The organism is Streptomyces sp. NPDC043853 (assembly GCF_056436025.1).
The window spans coordinates 449,695-472,381 of the sequence record NZ_JBWKDJ010000006.1; the positions used below are offsets into that span (position 1 = coordinate 449,695).

At 76.2% G+C, this 22,687-nt stretch carries 1 protein-coding gene; it reads left to right on the forward strand.

The annotated features are described in order from the left end of the window. Positions 1 to 15 precede the first annotated feature (15 nt). Entirely contained in the window at positions 16 to 22,635 is a 22,620-nt protein-coding gene (locus AC067U_RS19045; protein ID WP_478830887.1) for an SDR family NAD(P)-dependent oxidoreductase, read from the forward strand. Positions 22,636 to 22,687 lie beyond the last annotated feature (52 nt).

Here is a 22,687-nt window from a genome sequence, read left to right on the forward strand (position 1 = left end):
GCAGCACAAGGGTTTGTGACGAACATGGGTGAGGTTCCAATGGCGGGTCAGGCGTCGGATCAGGACAAGATCCTCGGCTACTTGAAGCGGGTGACGGCCGATCTGCACCAGACGCGGCAGCGCCTTCGCGAGGTCGAGGCCCAGGAGCCCGAGCCCATCGCGATCGTCGGCATGGCCTGCAGGTTCCCCGGCGGCATCGAGTCGCCGGAGGACCTGTGGGACCTGGTCGCGGGCGGCCGGGACGCCATCACCGACTTCCCCACCGACCGCGGCTGGGACCTGGAGTCCCTGTACGACGCCGATCCCGGGCGGAGCGGCACCTCGTACACCCGCGAGGGCGGATTCCTCGACCGGGTCGGCGCGTTCGACGCGGCCTTCTTCGGGATCAGCCCGCGCGAGACCCTCGGCATGGACCCGCAGCAGCGCCTGCTGCTGGAAACCTCCTGGGAGACCTTCGAACGCGCCGGGATCGACCCGACCGTCCTGCGCGGCAGCAAGGCCGGCGTGTTCATCGGCACCAACGGCCAGGACTACCCCGACCTGCTGCGCGACGGGGTCCCCGAGGGCGTCGAGCAGTACCTCCTCACCGGCAACGCCGCGAGCGTCGTCTCCGGCCGCCTCTCCTACACCTTCGGTCTGGAGGGCCCGGCGGTCACCGTCGACACCGCCTGCTCCGCCTCGCTCGTCGCCCTGCACCTCGCGGTACAGGCCCTGCGCAACGGCGAGTGCTCCCTGGCCCTCGCCGGCGGTGTCACCGTCATGTCCAGCCCGCGCGCCTTCGTACAGTTCAGCCGGCAGCGCGGACTGGCCCCCGACGGCCGGTGCAAGCCGTTCGCCGACGGCGCCGACGGCACCGGCTGGGGCGAGGGCGTCGGCATGCTCCTCGTCGAGAAGCTGTCCGACGCCCGCCGCAACGGGCACCCCGTCCTCGCCGTGGTCCGCGGCAGCGCCATCAACCAGGACGGTGCCTCCAACGGCCTCACCGCCCCCAACGGGCCCTCCCAGCAGCGCGTCATCCGGCAGGCCCTCACCAACGCCGGACTCACCCCGGCGCAGGTCGACGTGGTCGAGGCGCACGGCACCGGCACCACCCTCGGCGACCCGATCGAGGCCCAGGCGATCCTCGCCACCTACGGCCAGAACCGCGCCGAGGGCCGGCCGCTGTGGCTCGGCTCCGTCAAGTCCAACCTCGGGCACACCCAGGCCGCCGCCGGCGTCGCGGGCATCATCAAGATGGTCCTCGCGATGCAGCACGGCGTCCTGCCCGAGTCCCTCCACATCGACCGGCCGTCCACCGCCGTCGACTGGACCACCGGCGACGTCGAACTCCTCACCCGGTCCGTGCCGTGGCCCGAGACCGGTCAGCCGCGCCGCGCCGGCATCTCCTCCTTCGGCGTCAGCGGCACCAACGCCCACACCGTCATCGAGCAGGCCCCGCCCGCCGACACCCCGGCGGCGCCGGGGGAGACCGGCACCACGGACACCGGCTCGGACACCGCCACCGGCTCGGACACCGCCACCGCCTCCGACGCCGCCTTGGTGGACGGCGCCACCGGCCCGGTTCCGCTGCCCGTCTCCGGCCACGGCGACGAGGGACTGCGCGCCCAGGCCGGCCGCCTCGCCGCCCACCTGCGCGCCCACCCCGAACTGGCCGCGGACCCGGCGGGCCTGGCCGACCTCGGCTTCTCCCTCGCCACCGGCCGCGCCGCACTGGACCGCCGCGCCGTCCTCTTCGCCGACGGCCGCGAGCAGCTCCTCGCCGACCTCGACGCGCTCGCCGCCGGCGAGCAGCCCGCCACCGCCGTCCTCGGCGCCGTCGGCGAGGGCAACACCGCCTTCCTCTTCACCGGCCAGGGCAGCCAGCGCCCCGGTATGGCCCGCGAGCTGTACGCCACCCACCCGGTGTTCGCCCGCGCCCTGGACGCCGTACGCGACGAACTCGACCGGCACCTCGAACGCCCCCTGTACGACGTCCTGTTCGCCGCCGAGGGCACCCCCGGGGCGGCGCTGCTCGACGAGACCGCCCACACCCAGGCCGCCCTGTTCGCCGTCGAGGTCGCCCTCTACCGGCAGCTCGAACACTGGGGCGTCACCGCCGACTTCCTCATCGGGCACTCCATCGGCGAACTCGCCGCCGCCCACGTCTCCGGCGTCCTCACCCTCCCCGACGCCGCCGCCCTGGTCGCCGCCCGTGGCCGGCTGATGCAGGCCCTGCCCGCCGGCGGCGCGATGATCGCCGTCGAGGCCACCGAGGACGAGGTCACCCCGCTCCTCACCGACCGGGTGTCCATCGCCGCCGTCAACGGCCCCCGCTCCGTCGTCGTCTCCGGCGACGAGGACGCCGCCACCGCGGTCGCCGAGGCGCTGCGCGCCCGCGGCCGCCGCACCAAGCGGCTCACCGTCAGCCACGCCTTCCACTCGCCGCTCATGGACGACATGCTCGGCGCCTTCCGCGAGGCCGCCGAAGCCGTCTCCTACGCGCCGCCGGTCATCCCGATCGTCTCCAACCTCACCGGTGCCTCCGTCACCGCCGAGGAGATCTGCACCGCCGACTACTGGGTGCGGCACGTCCGCGAAGCCGTCCGCTTCCACGACGGCGTACGCGCCCTGGCCGCGCTCGGCGTCACCACCTTCCTGGAGGTGGGCCCCGGCGGCGTCCTCACCGCCCTCGCCCAGGACTGCCTCGCCGGAGAGGACGGCGAGAACGGCGGCGACGGCCGGGACCGCCTGCGGGACGCCGTGTTCGTGCCCGCCCTGCGCGCCGACCGCCCCGAACCGGCCGCGTTCGCCGCCGCCGTCGCCCGGGCCCACGCCCACGGCGCCGCGGTGGACTGGTCCGCCGTCTTCGCCGGCCGCGGCGCCACCCGCGTCGACCTGCCCACCTACGCCTTCCAGCGCCGCCTGTACTGGCCCGAGCAGCCCACCGCCTGGACCGGCGACGTCACCGCCGCCGGCATCGGCTCCGCCGACCACCCGCTGCTCGGCGCCGCCATCGCCCTGGCCGACGGCGACGGCTACCTGTTCACCGGCCGGCTGTCCCTGGCCACCCACCCGTGGCTCGCCGACCACACGGTGATGGACACCGTGCTGCTGCCCGGCACCGCGTTCGTCGAACTCGCCCTCCGGGCCGGCGAGCACACCGGCTGCGAACTCCTCGACGAACTCACCCTCCAGGCACCGCTGGTCCTGCCCCCGCACGGCGGCATCCAGATCCAGCTCGCCGTCGGCGCGCCCGACACCGACGGCCGGCGCTCGCTGACCCTGCACTCCCGGCCCGAGGACGCCGCCGACGACACCTGGGGCGAAGGCGCCTGGACCCGGCACGCCACCGGCTTCCTCGCCCCCGCCGCCGCCCGGGCCGACCGGGCGACCGGCACCGAGCCGGTGACCTGGCCGCCGCAGGGCGCCACCGAGATCCCCGTCGACGGCCTCTACGAGTACCTCGCCGGCACCGGCTTCGCCTACGGGCCCGTCTTCCAGGGCCTGACCGGCGCCTGGCAGCGCGCCGACGAGGTCTTCGCCGAGGTCCGCCTGCCCGAACAGGCCCACGCCGAGGCCGCCCTGTTCGGCCTGCACCCGGCCCTGCTCGACGCCGCCCTGCACGCCGTCGGCATGGGCTCCCTGCTGGAGGACACCGAGCACGGCCGGCTGCCGTTCTCCTGGAGCGGCGTCGCCCTGCACGCCGTCGGCGCCCGCTCCCTGCGCGTTCGCCTGGCCCCCGCCGGGCAGGACACCGTCTCCGTCGACCTCGCCGACGAGACCGGCGCGCCCGTCGCCTCCGTCGCCGCCCTGCTGCTCCGTCCCGTCAGTCCCGACCAGGTCCGGGCCGCCCGCACCGCCTTCCACGACTCGCTGTTCCGCGTCGACTGGACCGGGCTGGCCCTCCCGGCCGCCACCACCGTCGCCCCCGGCCAGTGGGCCCTGCTCGGCGGGGCCGACGCCGGCGCCCGCTTCACCACCGTCCTGCCCACGGCCGCCGCGTACGCGGACCTCGACGCCCTCGCCGCGGCCGTCGAGGCCGGCGGCCCGGTCCCGCAGGCCGTCGTCGTCCCGCTCGTGCTCCCCGTCCCCGCCGCCGGCGGCACCCAGGCGTCCCCGGTCGACGCCGCGCTGCCCGCCGCCGTCGCGGACGCGCTGCACCGCGCCCTGGAACTGGCCCAGGCCTGGCTCGCCGACGACCGCTTCGCCGGATCCCGGCTGGTGTTCACCACCCACGGCGCCGTCGCCACCACCGCCGGCTCCGACGTGCCCGACCTGGTGCACGCCCCGCTGTGGGGCCTGCTGCGCGCGGCCCAGTCCGAGCACCCCGACCGGTTCGTCCTGCTCGACCTGGACGACCGCGAGGAGTCCCTGCGCGCCCTGCCCGCGGCGCTGGCCACCGGCGAGGCGCAGCTCGCGCTCCGCGAGGGCCGCGCCGTCGTGCCCCGGCTCGCCCGCGTCCCGGCCGTGCCCGCGGCCGAGGGCCGCGAGGCCCGCCCGCTCGACACCGACGGCACCGCCCTGGTCACCGGCGCCACCGGCACCCTCGGCGGGCTCGTCGCCCGCCACCTGGTCACCGCGCACGGCGTCCGTCGGCTGCTGCTGACCAGCCGCCGCGGCGAGGCCGGCGCCGGCGCCCCCGAACTCCTCGCGGAGCTGCGCGCGCTGGGCGCCGAGGTCACCCTCGCCGCCTGCGACGCCGCCGACCGCGAGGCGCTCGCCGCGCTGCTGGCCGCCGTACCGGCCGCGCACCCGCTGACCGCCGTCGTGCACACGGCGGGGGTCCTCGACGACGGCATCCTCGAAGCTCTCACTCCCGGGCGGATCGACCACGTCCTGCCCGCCAAGGTCGATGCGGCCGTCCACCTGCACGAGCTGACCCGCGGCCTCGACCTCGCCGCGTTCGTGCTGTTCTCCGCCGCCGCCGGCACCCTAGGCGCGGCCGGACAGGCCAACTACGCCGCCGCCAACACCTTCCTCGACGCCCTCGCCCAGCGCCGCCGCGCCGAAGGCCTGCCCGCCACCGCGCTCGCCTGGGGCCTGTGGGCCGAACGCAGCGGCATGACCGGCGACCTCGCCGACACCGACCTGGAGCGGATCTCCCGCGCCGGCGTCGCCGCCCTGTCCTCCGCCGAGGGCCTCGCCCTCATGGACACCGCCCGGGAGACCGGCGAGGCCACCGCCGTCCCCATGCACCTCGACCTGGCCGGGCTGCGCCAGGCCGACGCGAGCATGGTCCCGCCGCTGCTGCGCGGCCTGGTCCGGCCCGCCGCCCGGCGCACCGCGGCCGCGCAGGGCGCCGCGCCCGCCGACGGTCTCGCCGAGCGGCTGCTGCCGCTGACGGCCGCCGAACGCGACCGGCTGCTGCTGGCCACCGTCCGCGTCCAGGTCGCCGCCGTCCTCGGCTTCCCCGGCCCCGACGCGGTCGACCCCGGCCGCGCCTTCAAGGAGCTCGGCTTCGACTCGCTCACCGCCGTCGAACTGCGCAACCGCCTCGGCTCCGCCACCGGCGTCCGGCTGCCCGCCACCCTCGTGTTCGACTACCCCACCCCGAACGCCCTCGCCGCGTTCCTGCGCACCGAACTCCTCGGCGACCAGGCCGCGCCCGCCGCCGGCAGCACCGGCACCACCGTCCGTGGCCCGGCCGTCGCCGACGAGCCCATCGCCATCGTCGCCATGGCCTGCCGCTACCCCGGCGGGGTCACCACCCCCGAGGAGCTGTGGCGGCTCGTCGCCGGGTCCGTCGACGCGATCACCCCGTTCCCCACCGACCGCGGCTGGAACCTCGACGCGCTGTACGACTCCGACCCCGGCCGCGCCGGGACCTCGTACACCCGCGAGGGCGGCTTCCTGCACGACGCCGCCGACTTCGACCCCGACGTCTTCGGCATCAACCCGCGCGAGGCCCTCGCCATGGACCCGCACCAGCGGCTCCTGCTCGAAACCTCCTGGGAGGCGTTCGAACGCGCCGGCATCGACCCGGCCGCCCTGCGCGGCAGCCGCACCGGCGTCTTCGCCGGCGTCATGTACCACGACTACCTGACCCGGCTCCCCGCCGTCCCCGAGGGTCTGGAGGGCTACCTCGGCACCGGCACCGCCGGCAGCGTCGCCTCCGGCCGCATCTCCTACACCTTCGGCCTCGAAGGCCCCGCCGTCACCATCGACACGGCCTGCTCCTCCTCCCTGGTCGCCCTGCACCTCGCCGCGCAGGCCCTGCGCAGCGGCGAGTGCGACATGGCGCTCGCCGGCGGTGTCACCGTCATGTCCACCCCGGACACCTTCATCGACTTCAGCCGCCAGCGCGGCCTGTCCGACGACGGCCGCTGCAAGTCCTTCTCCGCCGACGCCGCCGGCACCGGCTGGGCCGAGGGCGCCGGCATGATCCTGGTCGAGCGGCTCTCCGACGCCCGCCGCAACGGCCACCCCGTGCTCGCCGTGGTCCGCGGCACCGCCGTCAACCAGGACGGCGCCTCCAACGGCCTCACCGCCCCCAACGGGCCCTCCCAGCAGCGCGTCATCCGCGCCGCCCTCGCGAGCGCCGGCCTGACGGTCGCCGACGTCGACGCCGTCGAGGCGCACGGCACCGGCACGACCCTGGGCGACCCGATCGAGGCCCAGGCCCTGATCGCCACCTACGGCCAGGACCGGCCCGCGGACCAGCCCCTGCGGCTGGGCTCCATCAAGTCCAACATCGGCCACACCCAGGCCGCCGCCGGCGCCGCCGGCATCATCAAGATGGTCCTCGCCATGCGCCACGGCATCCTGCCGCAGTCGCTGCACATCGGCGAGCCGTCCCCGCACATCGACTGGACCGCTGGCGCGGTCTCCCTCCTCACCGAGCGGACGGAGTGGCCCGAGACGGGCCGCCCGCGCCGCGCGGGCATCTCCTCCTTCGGCGTCAGCGGCACCAACGCGCACGTCATCATCGAGCAGCCGCCCGCCGACGAGGACACCGACACCGGCACGGCCGGCAGCGCCCCCGCCGCCGCGGCCACCCTCCCGGCCGGCACCCCGCTGCCGTTCGTCCTCTCCGGCCGCACCCCCGACGCACTGCGCGCCCAGGCCGCCCGGCTCGCCGCCCACCTCGCCGAACGGCCCGGCGCGGCACTCGCCGACGTGGCGTACTCCCTGGCCACCAGCCGCACCGCCCTGGACCGCCGGGCCGCCGTCGTCGCCGCCGACCACGAGGAGCTGCTCACCGGGCTCGCCGCGCTCGCCGAGGGCCGCGACCACGCCCGGACCGTCCGGCACGACGCAGGCGACGGCCGGCTCGCCGTCCTCTTCACCGGCCAGGGCAGCCAGCGCCCCGGCATGGGCCGCGAACTGTACGCCGCCCACCCGGTGTTCGCCGCCGCCCTGGACGAGGCCTGCGCCGCCCTGGACCCGCACCTCGAACGGCCCCTCAGGGACGTCCTGTTCGCGGAGGACGGCGCACTCCTCAACCGGACCGGGTACACCCAGCCCGCCCTGTTCGCGCTGGAGACCGCCCTCTTCCGGCTCGTCGAATCCTGGGGCGTGCGCCCCGACTTCGTCGCCGGCCACTCCATCGGCGAGATCACCGCGGCACACGTCGCCGGCGTCCTCACCCTGCCCGACGCGGCCGCCCTGGTCGCCGCCCGCGGCCGACTCATGGAGCAGCTGCCCGAGGGCGGGGCGATGATCGCGCTCCCCGCCACCGAGGACGAGGTCCGGCCGCTGCTGGCCGGCCGCGAGGACCGGATCGGCATCGCCGCCGTCAACTCCGCCTCCTCCGTGGTCGTCTCCGGGGACGAGGACCTCGCGCTGGAGATCGCCGCCGAGTTCGAGTCCCGCGCCCGGCAGACCAAACGGCTGACCGTCAGCCACGCCTTCCACTCCCCGCTGATGGACGGCATGCTCGACGAGTTCCGCGAGGTCGCCGCCTCCCTCACCTACCACGCGCCCGCCATCCCCGTCGTCACGAACCTCACCGGCGAGCTCGCGGGCGACGCGCTGCGCACCCCCGAGCACTGGGTCGCCCACGTCCGCGAGGCCGTCCGCTTCCTCGACGGCATCCGCACCCTGGACGCCGAGCGCGTCACCACCTACCTCGAACTCGGCCCGCAGGGCGTGCTGTCCGGACTCGGCCGTGACTGCCTCACCGACACGGACGGCCGGACCGACGCCGTGTTCGTACCCGCCCTGCGCCGCGACCGCGGCGAGGCCGAGGCGCTGGCCGCCGCGATCGCCGCCGTCCACACCCGTACCGTCCCGGTCGACTGGGCCGCGTACTTCGCCGCGACCGGTGCCCGCCGCACCGACCTGCCCACGTACGCCTTCCAGCGCCGCCGGTTCTGGCTGGAGGCCCCCGCCGGATTCATCGGGGACGTCGAGTCGGCCGGTCTGGGCGCCGCCCACCACCCGCTGCTCGGCGCGGCCGTGCCGCTCGCCGACGGCGAGGGCTTCCTGTTCACCGGCCGGCTCTCCCTCGACACCCACCCCTGGCTGGCCGACCACGCCGTCATGGGCACCGTCCTGCTGCCGGGCACCGCCTTCGTCGAGCTCGCCATCCGGGCCGGCGACCAGGCCGGCTGCGACCTGCTGGAGGAGCTCACCCTCGAAGCCCCGCTGGTCCTGGCCCCGCACGCCGCGGTCCGCCTGCAGATCGTGGTCGGGGCCCCCGACCGCGACGGCCGCCGCACCCTGGACCTGTACTCCGGTGACCCGGACGCCGCCGACGACGAGCCGTGGACCCGCCACGCCACGGGCATCCTCGCCACCGGCGGCCCGCGGCCCGCGTTCGACCTCACCGCCTGGCCGCCGGCCGGCGCCGAGGCCGTCACCGTGGACGGCCTGTACGAGCACCTCGGCCAGGGCGGCTTCGCCTACGGCCCGGTATTCCAAGGCCTGCGGGCCGCCTGGACCCTCGGCGACGACGTCTACGCCGAGGTCGCCCTGCCCGAGGACCGGCAGGCCGACGCCGCCCGGTTCGGCCTGCACCCGGCGCTCCTCGACGCCGCCCTGCACGCCACCTTCGTCCAGCCGTCCACCGAAGGCGACCGCCAGGCCGGGCTGCCGTTCTCCTGGCGCGGCGTGTCCCTGCACGCGGTCGGCGCGTCCGCGCTGCGCGTCCGCCTCACCCCGGGCGGCGAGGACGCCCTCTCCCTCCAGGTCGCCGACACCACCGGTGCGCCGGTCGCCGCCGTCGAGCGCCTGATGGTGCGGCCCGTCTCCGCCGACCGGCTGGCCGGCGCCGCCCGCACCGCGCACCACGAGTCGCTGTTCCGCGTCGACTGGGCCACCCTGCCGCTGCCGTCCGGCACCCCGGACGGGCAGCCAGGCGACACCTGGGCCGTGCTCGGTACGGGCACCGGGCTGCCCGGCCGTACCCACGCCGACCTGGCGGCCCTGGCCGCCGCCGTCGACGCGGGCGCCCCGGCCCCCGCCTATGTCCTGGCCCCCTGCCCGGCCGCCGACCGTGACGGCGGGCTCGGCCCGGACGCCGTCCGTGCCGCCACCCACCGGGCACTCGCCCTGGTCCAGGGCTGGCTCGCCGACGACCGGTTCGCCGACTCCCGCCTGGTGTTCGTCACCCGCGGCGCCGTCGCCACCCCGGGCGACTGGGACCTCGCCGACCTCGTCCACGCCCCCGTCTGGGGCCTGGTCCGCACCGCGCAGGCGGAGAACCCCGACCGGTTCGTCCTCGCCGACCTCGACACCCCCGGCAGCGACGAGACCCTGCCCGGCCTGCTCGCCGCCGCCCTCGCCACCGGCGAGCCGCAGTTCGCGGTCCGCCGCGGCACCGTCCACGCCCCCCGCCTCGCCCGGGTCCCGGCGGCCACCCCGCTGACCCCGCCCGCCGACGGCTCCGCCTGGCGCATGGACATCGAGGACAAGGGCACCCTCGACCACCTCACCCTGCTCCCCAGCCCCGAGTCCGAGGCCCCGCTGGAGCCCGGCCAGGTCCGCGTCGCCGTCCGCGCCGCCGGCCTCAACTTCCGCGACGTCCTCAACGCCCTCGGCATGTACCCCGGCGACCCCGGCCTGATGGGCTCCGAAGGCGCCGGCATCGTCCTGGAGACCGGCCCCGGCGTCACCGACCTCGCCCCCGGCGACCGCGTCATGGGCATGCTCCCCGGCGCCTTCGGCCCGCTCGCCGTCGTCGACCGCCGCATGATCGCCCCGATGCCCGAGGGCTGGACCTTCGCCGAGGCCGCCGCCGTACCGATCGTCTTCATGACCGCGTACTACGCCCTCCACGACCTCGCCGGCCTGCAGGGCGGCGAGACCCTCCTGGTGCACGCCGCCGCCGGCGGCGTCGGCATGGCCGCCGTCCAACTGGCCCGCCACTGGGGCGCCGAGGTCTACGCCACCGCCAGCCCCGCCAAGTGGGACACCCTGCGCGGACTCGGCCTGACCGACGACCGGATCGCCTCCTCCCGCACCCTCGACTTCGAGGACACCTTCCGCACCGCCACCGGCGGCGAGGGCGCCGACGTCGTCCTGGACTCCCTCGCCCGCGAGTTCGTCGACGCCTCGCTGCGGCTGCTGCCGCGCGGCGGACGCTTCGTCGAGATGGGCAAGACCGACGTCCGCGACCCGCAGGACGTGGCCGCCGCCCACCCCGGCGTCACGTATCAGGCCTTCGACCTCACCGAGGCCGGTCTCGACCGCATCCAGGAGATGCTCACCGCCCTCCTCGGCCTCTTCGAGTCCGGAGCCCTGCGCCCGATCCCGGTCTCCTCCTGGGACCTGCGCCAGGCCCCCGAGGCCTTCCGCTACCTCAGCCAGGCCCGCCACACCGGCAAGATCGTCCTCACCGTGCCCGCCGAGTGGAACCCCGACGGCACCGTCCTCATCACCGGCGGCACCGGCACCCTGGGCGCCCTCGTCGCCCGGCACGCGGTCACCGTCCGCGGCGCCCGCCGCCTGGTCCTGACCAGCCGCCGCGGCGAGGCCGCCGCCGGCGCCGCCGAACTCGCCGCCGAACTCCGCGACCTGGGCGCCGAGGTCACCGTCGCCGCCTGCGACGCCGCCGACCGCGACGCACTCGCCGCCCTGCTGGCAGGCATCCCGGCCGAACACCCGCTGACCGCCGTCATCCACACCGCCGGAGTCCTCGACGACGGCATCACCACGGCCCTCACCCCCGAGCGGGTCGACCGCGTCCTGCGGCCCAAGGCCGACGCCGCGCTCCACCTGCACGAGCTGACCCGCCGGCTCGACCTGGCCGACTTCGTCCTGTTCTCCTCCGCCGCCGGCACCTTCGGCGGCGCCGGCCAGGCCAACTACGCCGCCGCGAACGTCTTCCTCGACGCCCTCGCCCGCCACCGCCAGGCCCGCGGCCTGCCCGGCACCTCCCTCGGCTGGGGCCTGTGGGCCGAGGCCAGCGGCATGACCGGCGAGCTGGACACCGCCGACAAGGACCGCATGACCCGGTCCGGCGTCCTCGGCCTCTCCTCCGAGGAGGGCCTGGGCCTCCTCGACACCGCCCACCGCACCGGCGACGCCCACCTCGTCCCCATGCAGCTCGACCTGGTGCCGCTGCGCCAGGCCGACGCGAGCATGGTCCCCGCCCTGCTGCGCGGCCTCGTGCGCACCCCGGCCCGCCGGGCCGTCGAGGCCACCGCCGCCGGCGGCGGAACCCCGCTGGTGGAGCAGCTCGTCCGGCTCCCCGAGAGCGAGCGCGACGCACTGCTCCTCGACCTGGTCCGCGACCAGGTGGCCGCCGTCCTCGGCCACGCCACCCCGGACGCCGTCGAACCCGGCCGCGCCTTCAAGGACCTCGGCTTCGACTCCCTCACCGCCGTCGAGTTCCGCAACCGGCTCGGCGCCGCCGCCGGCATCCGCCTGCCCGCCACCCTCGTCTTCGACTACCCCACGCCCACCGCCCTCGCCGGCTTCCTCAAGGACGAGCTCCTCGGCTCCGAGGCCGCCGCGGCCGCCGCCGCCCTCCCGCGCCACCCGGCCGGCGCCGGCGAAACCGACGACCCCATCGCCATCGTCGCCATGAGCTGCCGCTTCCCCGGCGGCGTCCGCAGCCCCGAGGACCTGTGGGAGCTGCTCGCCGAAGGCCGCGACGGCATCGCCCAGCTCCCGGACGACCGCGGCTGGGACACCGACGCGCTCTACGACCCCGACCCGGACAACCCCGGCACCTCCTACGCCCGGGAAGGCGGGTTCGTCCACGACGCCCACCACTTCGACCCCGCGTTCTTCGGGATCAACCCGCGCGAGGCCCTCGCCATGGACCCGCAGCAGCGCCTGCTGCTGGAGACCTCCTGGGAGGCGTTCGAGCGGGCCGGGATCGACCCGACGGGCCTGCGCGGACAGCAGGTCGGCGTGTTCGTCGGCCAGATGCACAACGACTACGTGTCCCGGCTGAACACCGTCCCCGAGGGCGTCGAGGGCTACCTCGGCACCGGCGGCTCCAGCAGCATCGCCTCCGGCCGCGTCTCCTACACCTTCGGCTTCGAGGGCCCGGCCGTCACCGTCGACACCGCCTGCTCCTCCTCGCTGGTCGCCCTGCATCTGGCCGCGCAGGCCCTGCGCACCGGCGAGTGCTCCCTCGCCCTCGCGGGCGGCGTCACCATCATCACCACCCCCGACGTGTTCACCGAGTTCAGCCGCCAGCGCGGCCTCGCCGCCGACGGCCGCTGCAAGCCGTTCGCGGCGGCCGCCGACGGCACCGCGTGGGGAGAGGGCGTCGGCATGCTGCTCGTGGAGCGGCTCTCCGACGCCCGCCGCAACGGCCACCAGGTCCTCGCGGTGGTCCGCGGTACGGCGATCAACCAGGACGGCGCCTCCAACGGCCTCACCGCCCCCAACGGGCCCTCCCAGCAGCGAGTCATCCGCCAGGCCCTCGCCAATGCGGGCCTGACCGCCGCCGAGGTCGACGCGGTCGAGGCGCACGGCACGGGCACCCGCCTCGGCGACCCGATCGAGGCGCAGGCGCTGCTCGCCACGTACGGCCAGGACCGGCCCGCGGACAGTCCGCTCTGGCTCGGCTCGATCAAGTCCAACTTCGGCCACACGCAGGCCGCCGCAGGCGTCGCCGGCATCATCAAGATGGTGCAGGCCATGCGCCACGGCGTGCTGCCGCAGACCCTGCACGTCGACGAGCCCTCCCCGCACGTCGACTGGTCCGCGGGCGCGGTCAGCCTGCTCACCGAGCGGCGCGCCTGGCCGGAGACCGGCCGCCCGCGCCGGGCCGGCGTCTCCTCCTTCGGCATGAGCGGCACCAACGCCCACGCCATCGTGGAACTCCCGGCCGCCGAGGAGGCCGCGGAGACCGCGGAAACCGCGAACGCCCCGGCCGCGGCCCCGGCCGCACTCCCGTGGCTCCTGACCGCCCGCACCTCCGAGGCCCTGCGCGCCCAGGCCGAGCGGCTCCTCGCCCACCTCGACGCGGACCCGGCGGCCGAGCCCGCCGACATCGGCCTCACGCTGGCCACCACCCGGGCCGTCTTCGAGCAGCGCGCGGCCGTGGTCGCGGCGGACCGCGACGGCTTCCGCGCCGGCCTGACCGCCCTCGCTGAGGGCCGCTCGGCGGCCGGACTGGTCCGGGGCACCCCCGCGACCGGCGAGAAGCTCGCCTTCCTGTTCACCGGGCAGGGCAGCCAGCGCCTCGGCGTGGGCCGCGAACTGTACGACAGCCACCCGGTGTTCGCTGCCGCCCTCGACGCGGTGTGCGACCGCATGGACCTGGAACAGCCCCTGAAGGACGTGCTGTTCGGGTCGGACGAGGAGCTCCTGAACGAGACGGCGTACACCCAGCCCGCGCTGTTCGCGGTCGAAGTGGCCCTGTTCCGGTTGCTGGAGTCCTGGGGCGTGAAGCCGGACTTCGTGTCCGGCCACTCCATCGGTGAGATCGCCGCCGCGCACGCGGCCGGGGTCCTCTCGCTGGACGACGCGTGCACCCTGGTGGCCGCCCGCGGCCGGCTGATGCAGGCCCTGCCGGCCGGCGGCGTGATGATCGCCGTGGAAGCGGCGGAGGACGAGGTCCTGCCGCTGCTGACCGACCGGGTGGGCATCGCCGCGGTCAACGGCCCCCGGTCGGTGGTCGTGGCCGGCGACGAGGACGCGGCGGCCGCCGTCGCGGAGGCCCTCGAGGCGCAGGGCCGCAAAACCAAGCGGCTCACCGTCAGCCACGCCTTCCACTCGCCGCACATGGACGTCATGCTGGACGACTTCCGCCGGGTGGCCGAGAGGATCTCGTACGCCGCCCCGCGCATCCCGGTCGTCTCCAACCTGACCGGTTCCGTCGTCGCCGACGAGATGGGCTCGGCCGACTTCTGGGTCCGGCACGTCCGCGAGGCCGTCCGCTTCCTCGACGGCGTCCGCGCCTTGGAGGCCGCCGGCGTCACCACGTACGTCGAACTCGGCCCCGACGGCGTCCTCTCCGCGATGGCCCAGGCCTGCCTGACCGACGACACCGGCACCGCCGCGTTCGCCGCCGCCCTGCGCGCCGGACGTCCCGAGTCCGAGACCCTGCTCACCGCCCTCTCCACGGCCCACGTCCGCGGCACCGCCGTCGACTGGCAGGCCTTCTACGCCCCGCTCGGGGCCCGGCGCGTCGACCTGCCGACGTACCCCTTCCAGCGGACCCGCTACTGGCTGGACGCCGGCCGCGCCGACGGCGACGTCACCGCCGCCGGACTCGGCACCGCCGACCACCCGCTGCTCGGCGCCGAGGTCCAACTCCCCGACTCCGACGGCCACCTGTTCACCGGACGGCTGTCGCTCACCACCCACCCCTGGCTCGGCGACCACCGGGTCATGGGCGCGGCCCTGCTGCCCGGCACGGCCTTCGTCGAGCTCGCGCTCCGCGCCGGCGAGCACCTCGGCTGCGACCTGGTCGACGAACTCACCCTGGAGGCCCCGCTGGTGCTGCCCGAACAGGGCGGCGTCCAGCTGCGGCTCTCCGTCGGCGCCGCCGACCCGGCGGGCCGGCGTACCCTCGCCCTGCACTCCCGCACCGAGGACGCGGACCCGCACGCCCCGTGGACGCGGCACGCCGTCGGTGCGCTCACGGCCGCGCCCCACCCGGCCCCGCAGGGCCTCACCGAATGGCCGCCGGCCGGCGCGCAGCCGGTCCCGCTGGACGGCCTGTACGAGGGCCTCGCGGACTCCGGCTTCGGCTACGGGCCGGTGTTCCAGGGCCTGCGCGCCGCCTGGCGGCGCGAGGACGCGTACTACGCCGAGGTCGCCCTGCCCGCCGGCGCGGCCGACGAGGCCGCACGGTTCGGCCTGCACCCGGCCCTGCTCGACGCGGCCCTGCACGCGCTCGGACTGGGCGCCGCGGACACCGGCGCCGGTGAAGGACGCCTGCCGTTCTCCTGGTCCGGGGTGTCCCTGCACGCGGTCGGGGCCGCCGAGCTCCGGGTCCGCCTGACCACGGCCCGCACCGGCGAGGTGGCCCTGACGATCGCCGACGCCACGGGCGCCCCCGTGGCCTCGGTGGCCGGACTGGCCCTGCGCGCGGTGAACCGCGACCAGCTGGGCACGGCACCGGACGCCACCCGCGACGCCCTGTTCCGGGTGGAGTGGACGGAGCTCGCCGCCGGCGGGTCCTTCGAGGACTGGCGGATGCTGGACGGGTCCGACGGGTCCGACGGGTCCGCGGCCGCGCTGGTCGTGCCCTGCACGACGCCGGCCGGCACGGACCCGGCCGCCGCGGTGCACGCGGAGACCGCCCGGGTGCTCCGGCTGCTCCAGGACTGGTCGGCGGACGAGCGGTCCGCCGACGCCCGCCTGGTCTTCCTGACCCACGGCGCGGTGGAGGCCGTACCCGGCGAAGGCGTGGCGGACCCGGCGGCCGCAGGCGTGCGGGGTCTGGTGCGTTCGGCGCAGTCCGAGAACCCGGGCCGCCTGGTGCTGGTGGACGTCGACGCCGACGCGACCGACGCCGACGTGGCCGGGGCGCTCTCGGCGGCGCTGGCCTCGGGCGAGTCCGAGGTGGCGGTACGCGAGGGCGCGGTGCTGGTGCCGAGGCTGGCCCGCACCACGGTCGCGGCCGCTGACGCGGCTGCCGCGTGGGATGCCGAGGGCACGGTGCTGGTGACGGGTGCGAGCGGTTCGCTGGGCGGGCTGTTCGCCCGTCACCTGGTGGCCGAGCAGGGTGTCCGGCGCCTGCTGCTGGTGTCCCGTCGCGGTGGAGCGGCCGAGGGTGCCGCGGAGCTGTCGGCGGAGCTGGCGGAACTGGGTGCCGAGGTGTCCTGGGCTGCCTGTGACGTGGCCGACCGGGAGGCGTTGGCGACGGTCCTGGCCGGAATCCCGGCGGAGCACCCGCTGACCGCGGTCGTGCACACCGCCGGTGTCCTGGACGACGGCGTGATCGGCTCGCTGACGGCCGAGCGCCTGTCGGCGGTGCTGCGCCCGAAGGTGGACGCGGCCTGGAACCTCCACGAGCTGACGGCCGACCTGGACCTCTCCGCGTTCGTCCTGTTCTCCTCCGCCGCAGGAGTCTTCGGCGGCGCCGGACAGGCCAACTACGCGGCCGCCAACACCTTCCTGGACGCCCTGGCCGCCCACCGCCGCGCGAGCGGCCTCGCGGCCACCTCGCTGGCCTGGGGCCTGTGGACCGGTGTCGGCGGCATGGGCGGCGAGCTCACCGACGTCGACCGCGAGCGCATCAACCGCGGCGGCATCGGCGCCCTCACCCCCGAGACCGGCCTCGCCCTCTTCGACGCGGCCCGCCGCACCGCCGACCCGCTGCTCGTCCCGCTCCCGCTCGACCTGCCCGCGCTGCGCGCCCAGGCCCGCACCGGCACGGTGCCCGACCTGTTGCGCGGCCTGGTCCGGGTACCGGCCCGCCGGGCCGCCGCGGGACAGGCCGCCACTGGTGACGGTTCCGCGTTCCGTACGCGGCTGGCCGGGCTGCCCGCCGAGGAGCGGGAGACCTCCCTGCTGGACATGGTCCGGGCCGAGGTGGCCGCCGTACTCGGCCACGCCTCCACCGACGAGGTGCCGGCCGACCGGGCGTTCAAGGAGCTCGGCTTCGACTCCCTGACCTCCGTCGAGCTGCGCAACCGGCTCGGCGCCGCCACCGGCGAGCGGCTGCCCGCCACGCTCGTCTTCGACTACCCGACCCCGAGCGCGCTCGCCGGGTACCTGAGGGCCGAGGTCCTGGGCCTGGCCGCGGACGAGCACACGACCGCCGGTGCGACGGCGCCGGCCGTCTCCGCGGGCGCCCCGCTGCACGAGGACCCGATCGCGATCGTCGGCATGGGCTGCCGCTACCCCGGCGGGGTCGAGACCCCCGAGGACCTGTGGCGCCTGGTGGCCGGCGGCATCGACGCCATCTCGGAGTTCCCGCAGGGCCGCGGCTGGGACCTGGAGTCGCTCTACGACCCGGACCCGGACGGCAAGGGCACCAGCTACACCCGCTCCGGCGGCTTCCTGCACGACGCGGGCCGCTTCGACCCGGCGTTCTTCGGGATCTCCCCGCGCGAGGCCGTGGCGATGGACCCGCAGCAGCGCCTGCTGTTGGAGACCTCCTGGGAGGCCTTCGAGCGGGCCGGCATCGACCCGGCGAGCATGCGCGGCAGCCGGACCGGCGTGTTCGCGGGCATCATGTACCACGACTACGCCACCCGGATCACCTCCGTGCCGGACGGCGTCGAGGGCTACCTCGGCACCGGCAACTCCGGCAGCATTGCCTCCGGCCGCGTCTCCTACGCCTTCGGGCTGGAGGGGCCGGCGGTCACCGTCGACACGGCCTGCTCCTCCTCCCTGGTCGCCCTGCACTGGGCGATCCAGGCGCTCCGCAACGGCGAGTGCACCATGGCACTGGCCGGCGGTGTGACGGTCATGTCGACCCCCGGCACCTTCACCGAGTTCAGCCGCCAGCGCGGTCTGGCCGCCGACGGCCGGATCAAGTCCTTCGCGGCGGCCGCCGACGGCACCAGCTGGGCCGAGGGCGCGGGCATGCTGCTCGTCGAGCGGCTGTCGGACGCCCGCCGCAACGGCCACCCCGTGCTCGCCGTGGTCCGCGGCTCTGCGATCAACCAGGACGGCGCGAGCAACGGCCTGACCGCGCCCAACGGCCCGTCCCAGCAGCGCGTCATCCGGCAGGCCCTCGACTCCGCCGGGCTGAGCAGCGACCGGATCGACGTGGTCGAGGCGCACGGCACGGGCACCACCCTCGGCGACCCGATCGAGGCGCAGGCCCTGCTGGCCACCTACGGCCGGGAGCGCGATGCCGACGAGCCGCTGTGGCTTGGCTCCATCAAGTCCAACATGGGCCACACGCAGGCCGCCGCCGGTGTCGCCGGCATCATCAAGATGATCATGGCGATGCGGCACGGGGTGCTGCCGAAGACCCTGCACGTGGACGAGCCGACCCCGCACGTCGACTGGGAGGACGGCGCCGTCTCCCTGCTGACCGAGTCCGTGCCGTGGCCCGAGACCGGCCGCCCGCGCCGCGCCGGTGTGTCGTCCTTCGGCATCAGCGGCACCAACGCCCACACGATCATCGAGCAGGCCCCGGAGGAGCCCACCCCGGCCGCACCGGCCGCCGCGGCCGACCGTCCGGCGCCCGTGCTGCCGTACGTGCTGTCCGCGAAGTCGGCGGACGCGCTGCGCGGCCAGGCGGCCCGCCTCCGCGCCCACCTGGAGGACGCGCCCGAGGCCGGAACCGCGGACGCGGCCTACTCGCTGGCCACCCGCCGCGCCGCCTTCGACCACCGCGCGGTGGTCGTGGCCGCCGGCCGGGACGAGCTGCTGCGCGGCCTCACCGCCCTCGCGGAGGGCGCCCCGGCCCCGGCCGGGGTCACACGGGACACCGTGGGCGCCGCCGGCGCCGGAAGGCTCGCCTTCCTGTTCACCGGCCAGGGCAGCCAGCGCCTCGGCACCGGCCGGGAGCTGTACGCCGCCCACCCGGTGTTCGCGGCCGCCCTCGACGCGGTGTGCGCCGAGCTCGACCCGAGGCTCGAACTCCCCCTGAAGGACGTGCTGTTCGGCGAGGACGCGACCCTCCTCGACCGCACGGAGTACACCCAGCCGGCGCTGTTCGCCGTCGAGGTGGCCCTCTTCCGGCTGCTGGAGTCCTGGGGCGTGAAGCCGGACTTCCTGTCCGGCCACTCCATCGGCGAGATCGCCGCCGCCCATGTGGCGGGCGTGTTCCCCCTGTCCGACGCCTGCGAACTGGTCGCCGCCCGAGGCCGGCTGATGCAGGCCCTCCCGGCGGGCGGCGCGATGGTCGCCGTCCAGGCCGCGGAGGACGAGGTCGCGCCGCTGCTGACCGGCACCGACCGGGTGGGCATCGCCGCGGTCAACGGCCCGCAGTCGGTGGTCGTCGCCGGCGACGAGGACGCGGCCCTCGCCATCGCGGAGGCCTTCGAGGCGCAGGGCCGCAAGACCAAGCGGCTCACCGTCAGCCACGCGTTCCACTCGCCGCACATGGACGGCATGCTGGCCGACTTCCGGAAGGTCGCGGAGGGGATCACGTACGGGGCCCCGCGCATCCCGGTCGTCTCCAACCTGACCGGCGCCCTGGTCACGGACGAGATGGGCTCGGCCGACTTCTGGGTGCGGCACGTCCGCGAGGCGGTCCGCTTCCTCGACGGCATTCGCGCCCTGGAAGCCGCCGGCGTCACCACGTACCTCGAACTCGGCCCCGACGGGACCCTGTCCGCGCTCGCCCAGGACTGCCTCACCGAGGACGGCACGGCCCGCTTCGCGCCCGCCCTCCGCGCCGGCCGCCCCGAACCGGAGACCCTCGCCACGGCCCTGGCCCGGGCCCACACCCGCGGCACCGCCGTGGACTGGGAGGCGTACTTCGCCCCGACCGGCGCCCGTCAGGCCGAACTGCCCACCTACGCCTTCCAGCGCGACTGGTACTGGCTCGACTCCGCCGTCGGCGCGCAGCACGCCCCGGGCGACGCCGCCGGCCTCGGCCTCGGTACCACCGACCACCCGCTGCTCGGCGCCGCCGTCGAACTGCCCGACTCCGACGGCTTCCTCTTCACCGGCCGGCTGTCCACGGCCACCCAGCCCTGGCTCGCGGACCACGCCGTCCTCGGCTCGGTCCTCCTGCCCGGCACGGCCTTCGTGGAGCTCGCGGTCCGCGCCGGCGACCAGGTCGGCTGCGCGGTCCTGGAGGAGCTGACCCTTCAGGCCCCGCTGGTCCTGCCCGACCGCGGCGGCGTCCAGCTGCGGCTCTCCGTCGCCGCCGCCGACGACTCCGGGCGGCGCGCCCTGTCCCTGCACTCCCGTGACGAGGACAGCGACGCCGACCGGCCGTGGACGCGGCACGCCACTGGCGTCCTCGCCCCCGGCGCCGCCGACCCCGCCGCCCCGGCGGCCGACCTCACGGCCTGGCCGCCGGCCGGAGCCGACCCGGTGGACCTCGACGGCCTCTACGAGGGCCTCGCCGCCGCCGGCTTCGACTACGGACCCGCCTTCCAGGGCCTGCGCTCCGCCTGGCTGCACGGCGACGCCGTGTACGCCGAGGTGGGCCTGGACGAGGAGACCGCCGGCACGGCCGACTGGTTCGGCCTCCACCCGGCCCTGCTCGACGCCACCCTCCACGCGGCCGGCCTCGGCTCCCTCGTCGAGAACACCGGCCAGGGGCGGCTGCCCTTCGCCTGGAGCGGAGTCCGGCTGCACGCCGCCGGCGCCGCCGCGGTACGGGTCCGCCTGGCCCCGGCCGGCCGCGACGCGGTCGCCCTGGAACTCGCCGACCCGGCGGGCGCCCCCGTCGCCTCGGTCGCCTCGCTGGCGCTGCGCGCGGTCTCGCCCGAGCAGATCGGCGCGGCCCGCGGCGGCCGCCAGGAGTCGCTGTTCCGGGTGGAGTGGACGGCCGTGCCGGTGACCCCGGTCTCCGCGGCCGAGCAGCGCCCCTGGGGCCTGCTCGGGGACGGCCACCAGGGCCTGGACGCCGTCGGCGTCCGCCACGAGGCCCACGACTCCCTCGCCACCCTCACGGACCCTGCCGTGGTGTGCGTCCCGCTCGCCCCGGTGACTGACCCGCAGGACGTCGCGGGTGTGGTGCACGCCGAGACCGGACGGGTGCTGGCGCTGCTCCAGGAATGGCTGTCGGACGAGCGGTTCGCGGACTCCCGCCTGCTGTTCCTGACGCAGGGCGCGGTGGCCGCCGCATCCGGCGAGGACCCGTCGGACCTGGTGCACGCCGCGGTGTGGGGTCTGGTGCGGTCGGCGCAGTCGGAGAACCCGGGCCGGATCGTCCTGGCCGACACCGACGGCAGCGACGCGTCCCACCGTGCACTGCCCGCCGTACTGGCCTCGGGCGAGTCCGAGGTCGCGGTGCGGGGCGGTGCGGTCCTGGCGCCGAGGCTGGCGCGGACCGCGGCGGCTGCCGGATCCGGCACGGAGTGGGACGCCGACGGCACGGTGCTGGTGACGGGCGCGAGCGGTTCGCTCGGCAGCCTGTTCGCGCGGCACCTGGTCACGGAGCACGGCGTGCGGCACCTGCTGCTGGTGTCGCGCCGCGGCGGAGCGGCCGTGGGCGCACAGGAGTTGACGGCCGAGCTGGCCGGCCTGGGCGCCGAGGTCGCCTGGGCGGCCTGCGATGTGGCCGACCGGGACGCGCTGGCAGCCGTACTGGCCGGTATCCCGGCGGAACACCCGCTGACGGCCGTGGTCCACACGGCGGGTGTCCTGGACGACGGCGTGATCGGCTCCCTCACGGGGGAGCGGCTGTCGGCGGTCCTCCGCCCGAAGGTGGACGCGGCCTGGAACCTGCACGAGCTGACCCGCGGCCTGGAGCTCTCCGCGTTCGTGCTGTTCTCCTCCGCCGCCGGTGTGTTCGGCGGCGCCGGACAGGCCAACTACGCGGCCGCCAACACCTTCCTCGACGCCCTGGCCGAACACCGCCGGGCGCAGGGCCTGCCCGCCACCTCGCTGGCCTGGGGCCTCTGGTCCGAGACCGGCGGCGGCATGGGGGCCACCCTGGACGCCGAGGAGGTCTCACGCCTGGGCCGCGGCGGCGTCCACCCCCTCACCGCCACCGAGGGCGTCGCCCTGTTCGACACCGCCGGTGCCACCGGGCAGGCGCTCCTCGTCCCGGTCAAGCTGGACCTGGCGGCCCTCCGCGCCCAGGCCGGCAGCGGCATGCTCCCGCCGCTCCTGTCCGGGCTGGTCCGTACGCCCGTACGCCGAGCCGCAGGCGGCACCGCCCCCGGTGCCGACGGCGGAGCCGAGCTGCGCGAGCGCCTCACCGGCCTCTCGCCGGCCGCGCGGGACGAGGCCCTGCTGGAGCTGGTGTGCGGGTACGTCGCCGGGGTCCTCGGCTTCGCCGGACCCGAAGCGGTCGACCCGGCACGCTCGTTCAACGAGGTCGGCTTCGACTCGCTGACCGCCGTCGAACTGCGCAACCGGCTCGGTGCCGCCACCGGCGTCCGCCTGCCCGCCACCCTCGTCTTCGACTACCCGACCCCGACGGCGCTCGTCGAGTACCTGCGGGACGAGCTCTGGCAGGACGGCGCCGCGGCGGTACCCCCGCTGCTCGCCGAACTGGACCGGCTGGAGAAGACACTCGTCACCTCCGCACCCGACGACGCCGGCCGCGACCGCATCACCGAGCGGCTCCAGGCCCTGCTGGCGGCCTGGAGCGAGGCCGGGGCGCAGGCCGCCGGGGCCACCGCCGACGACGGCGCCGATGTCGCCGGGGCACTGGAGAGCGCGACCGACGACGACCTCTTCGACTTCATCGGCAAGGAGTTCGGCATCTCATGACGCGGCCGCTCCGCTCCACCTCTCCCCACCACTCTGACTCTTCCGACTCTCT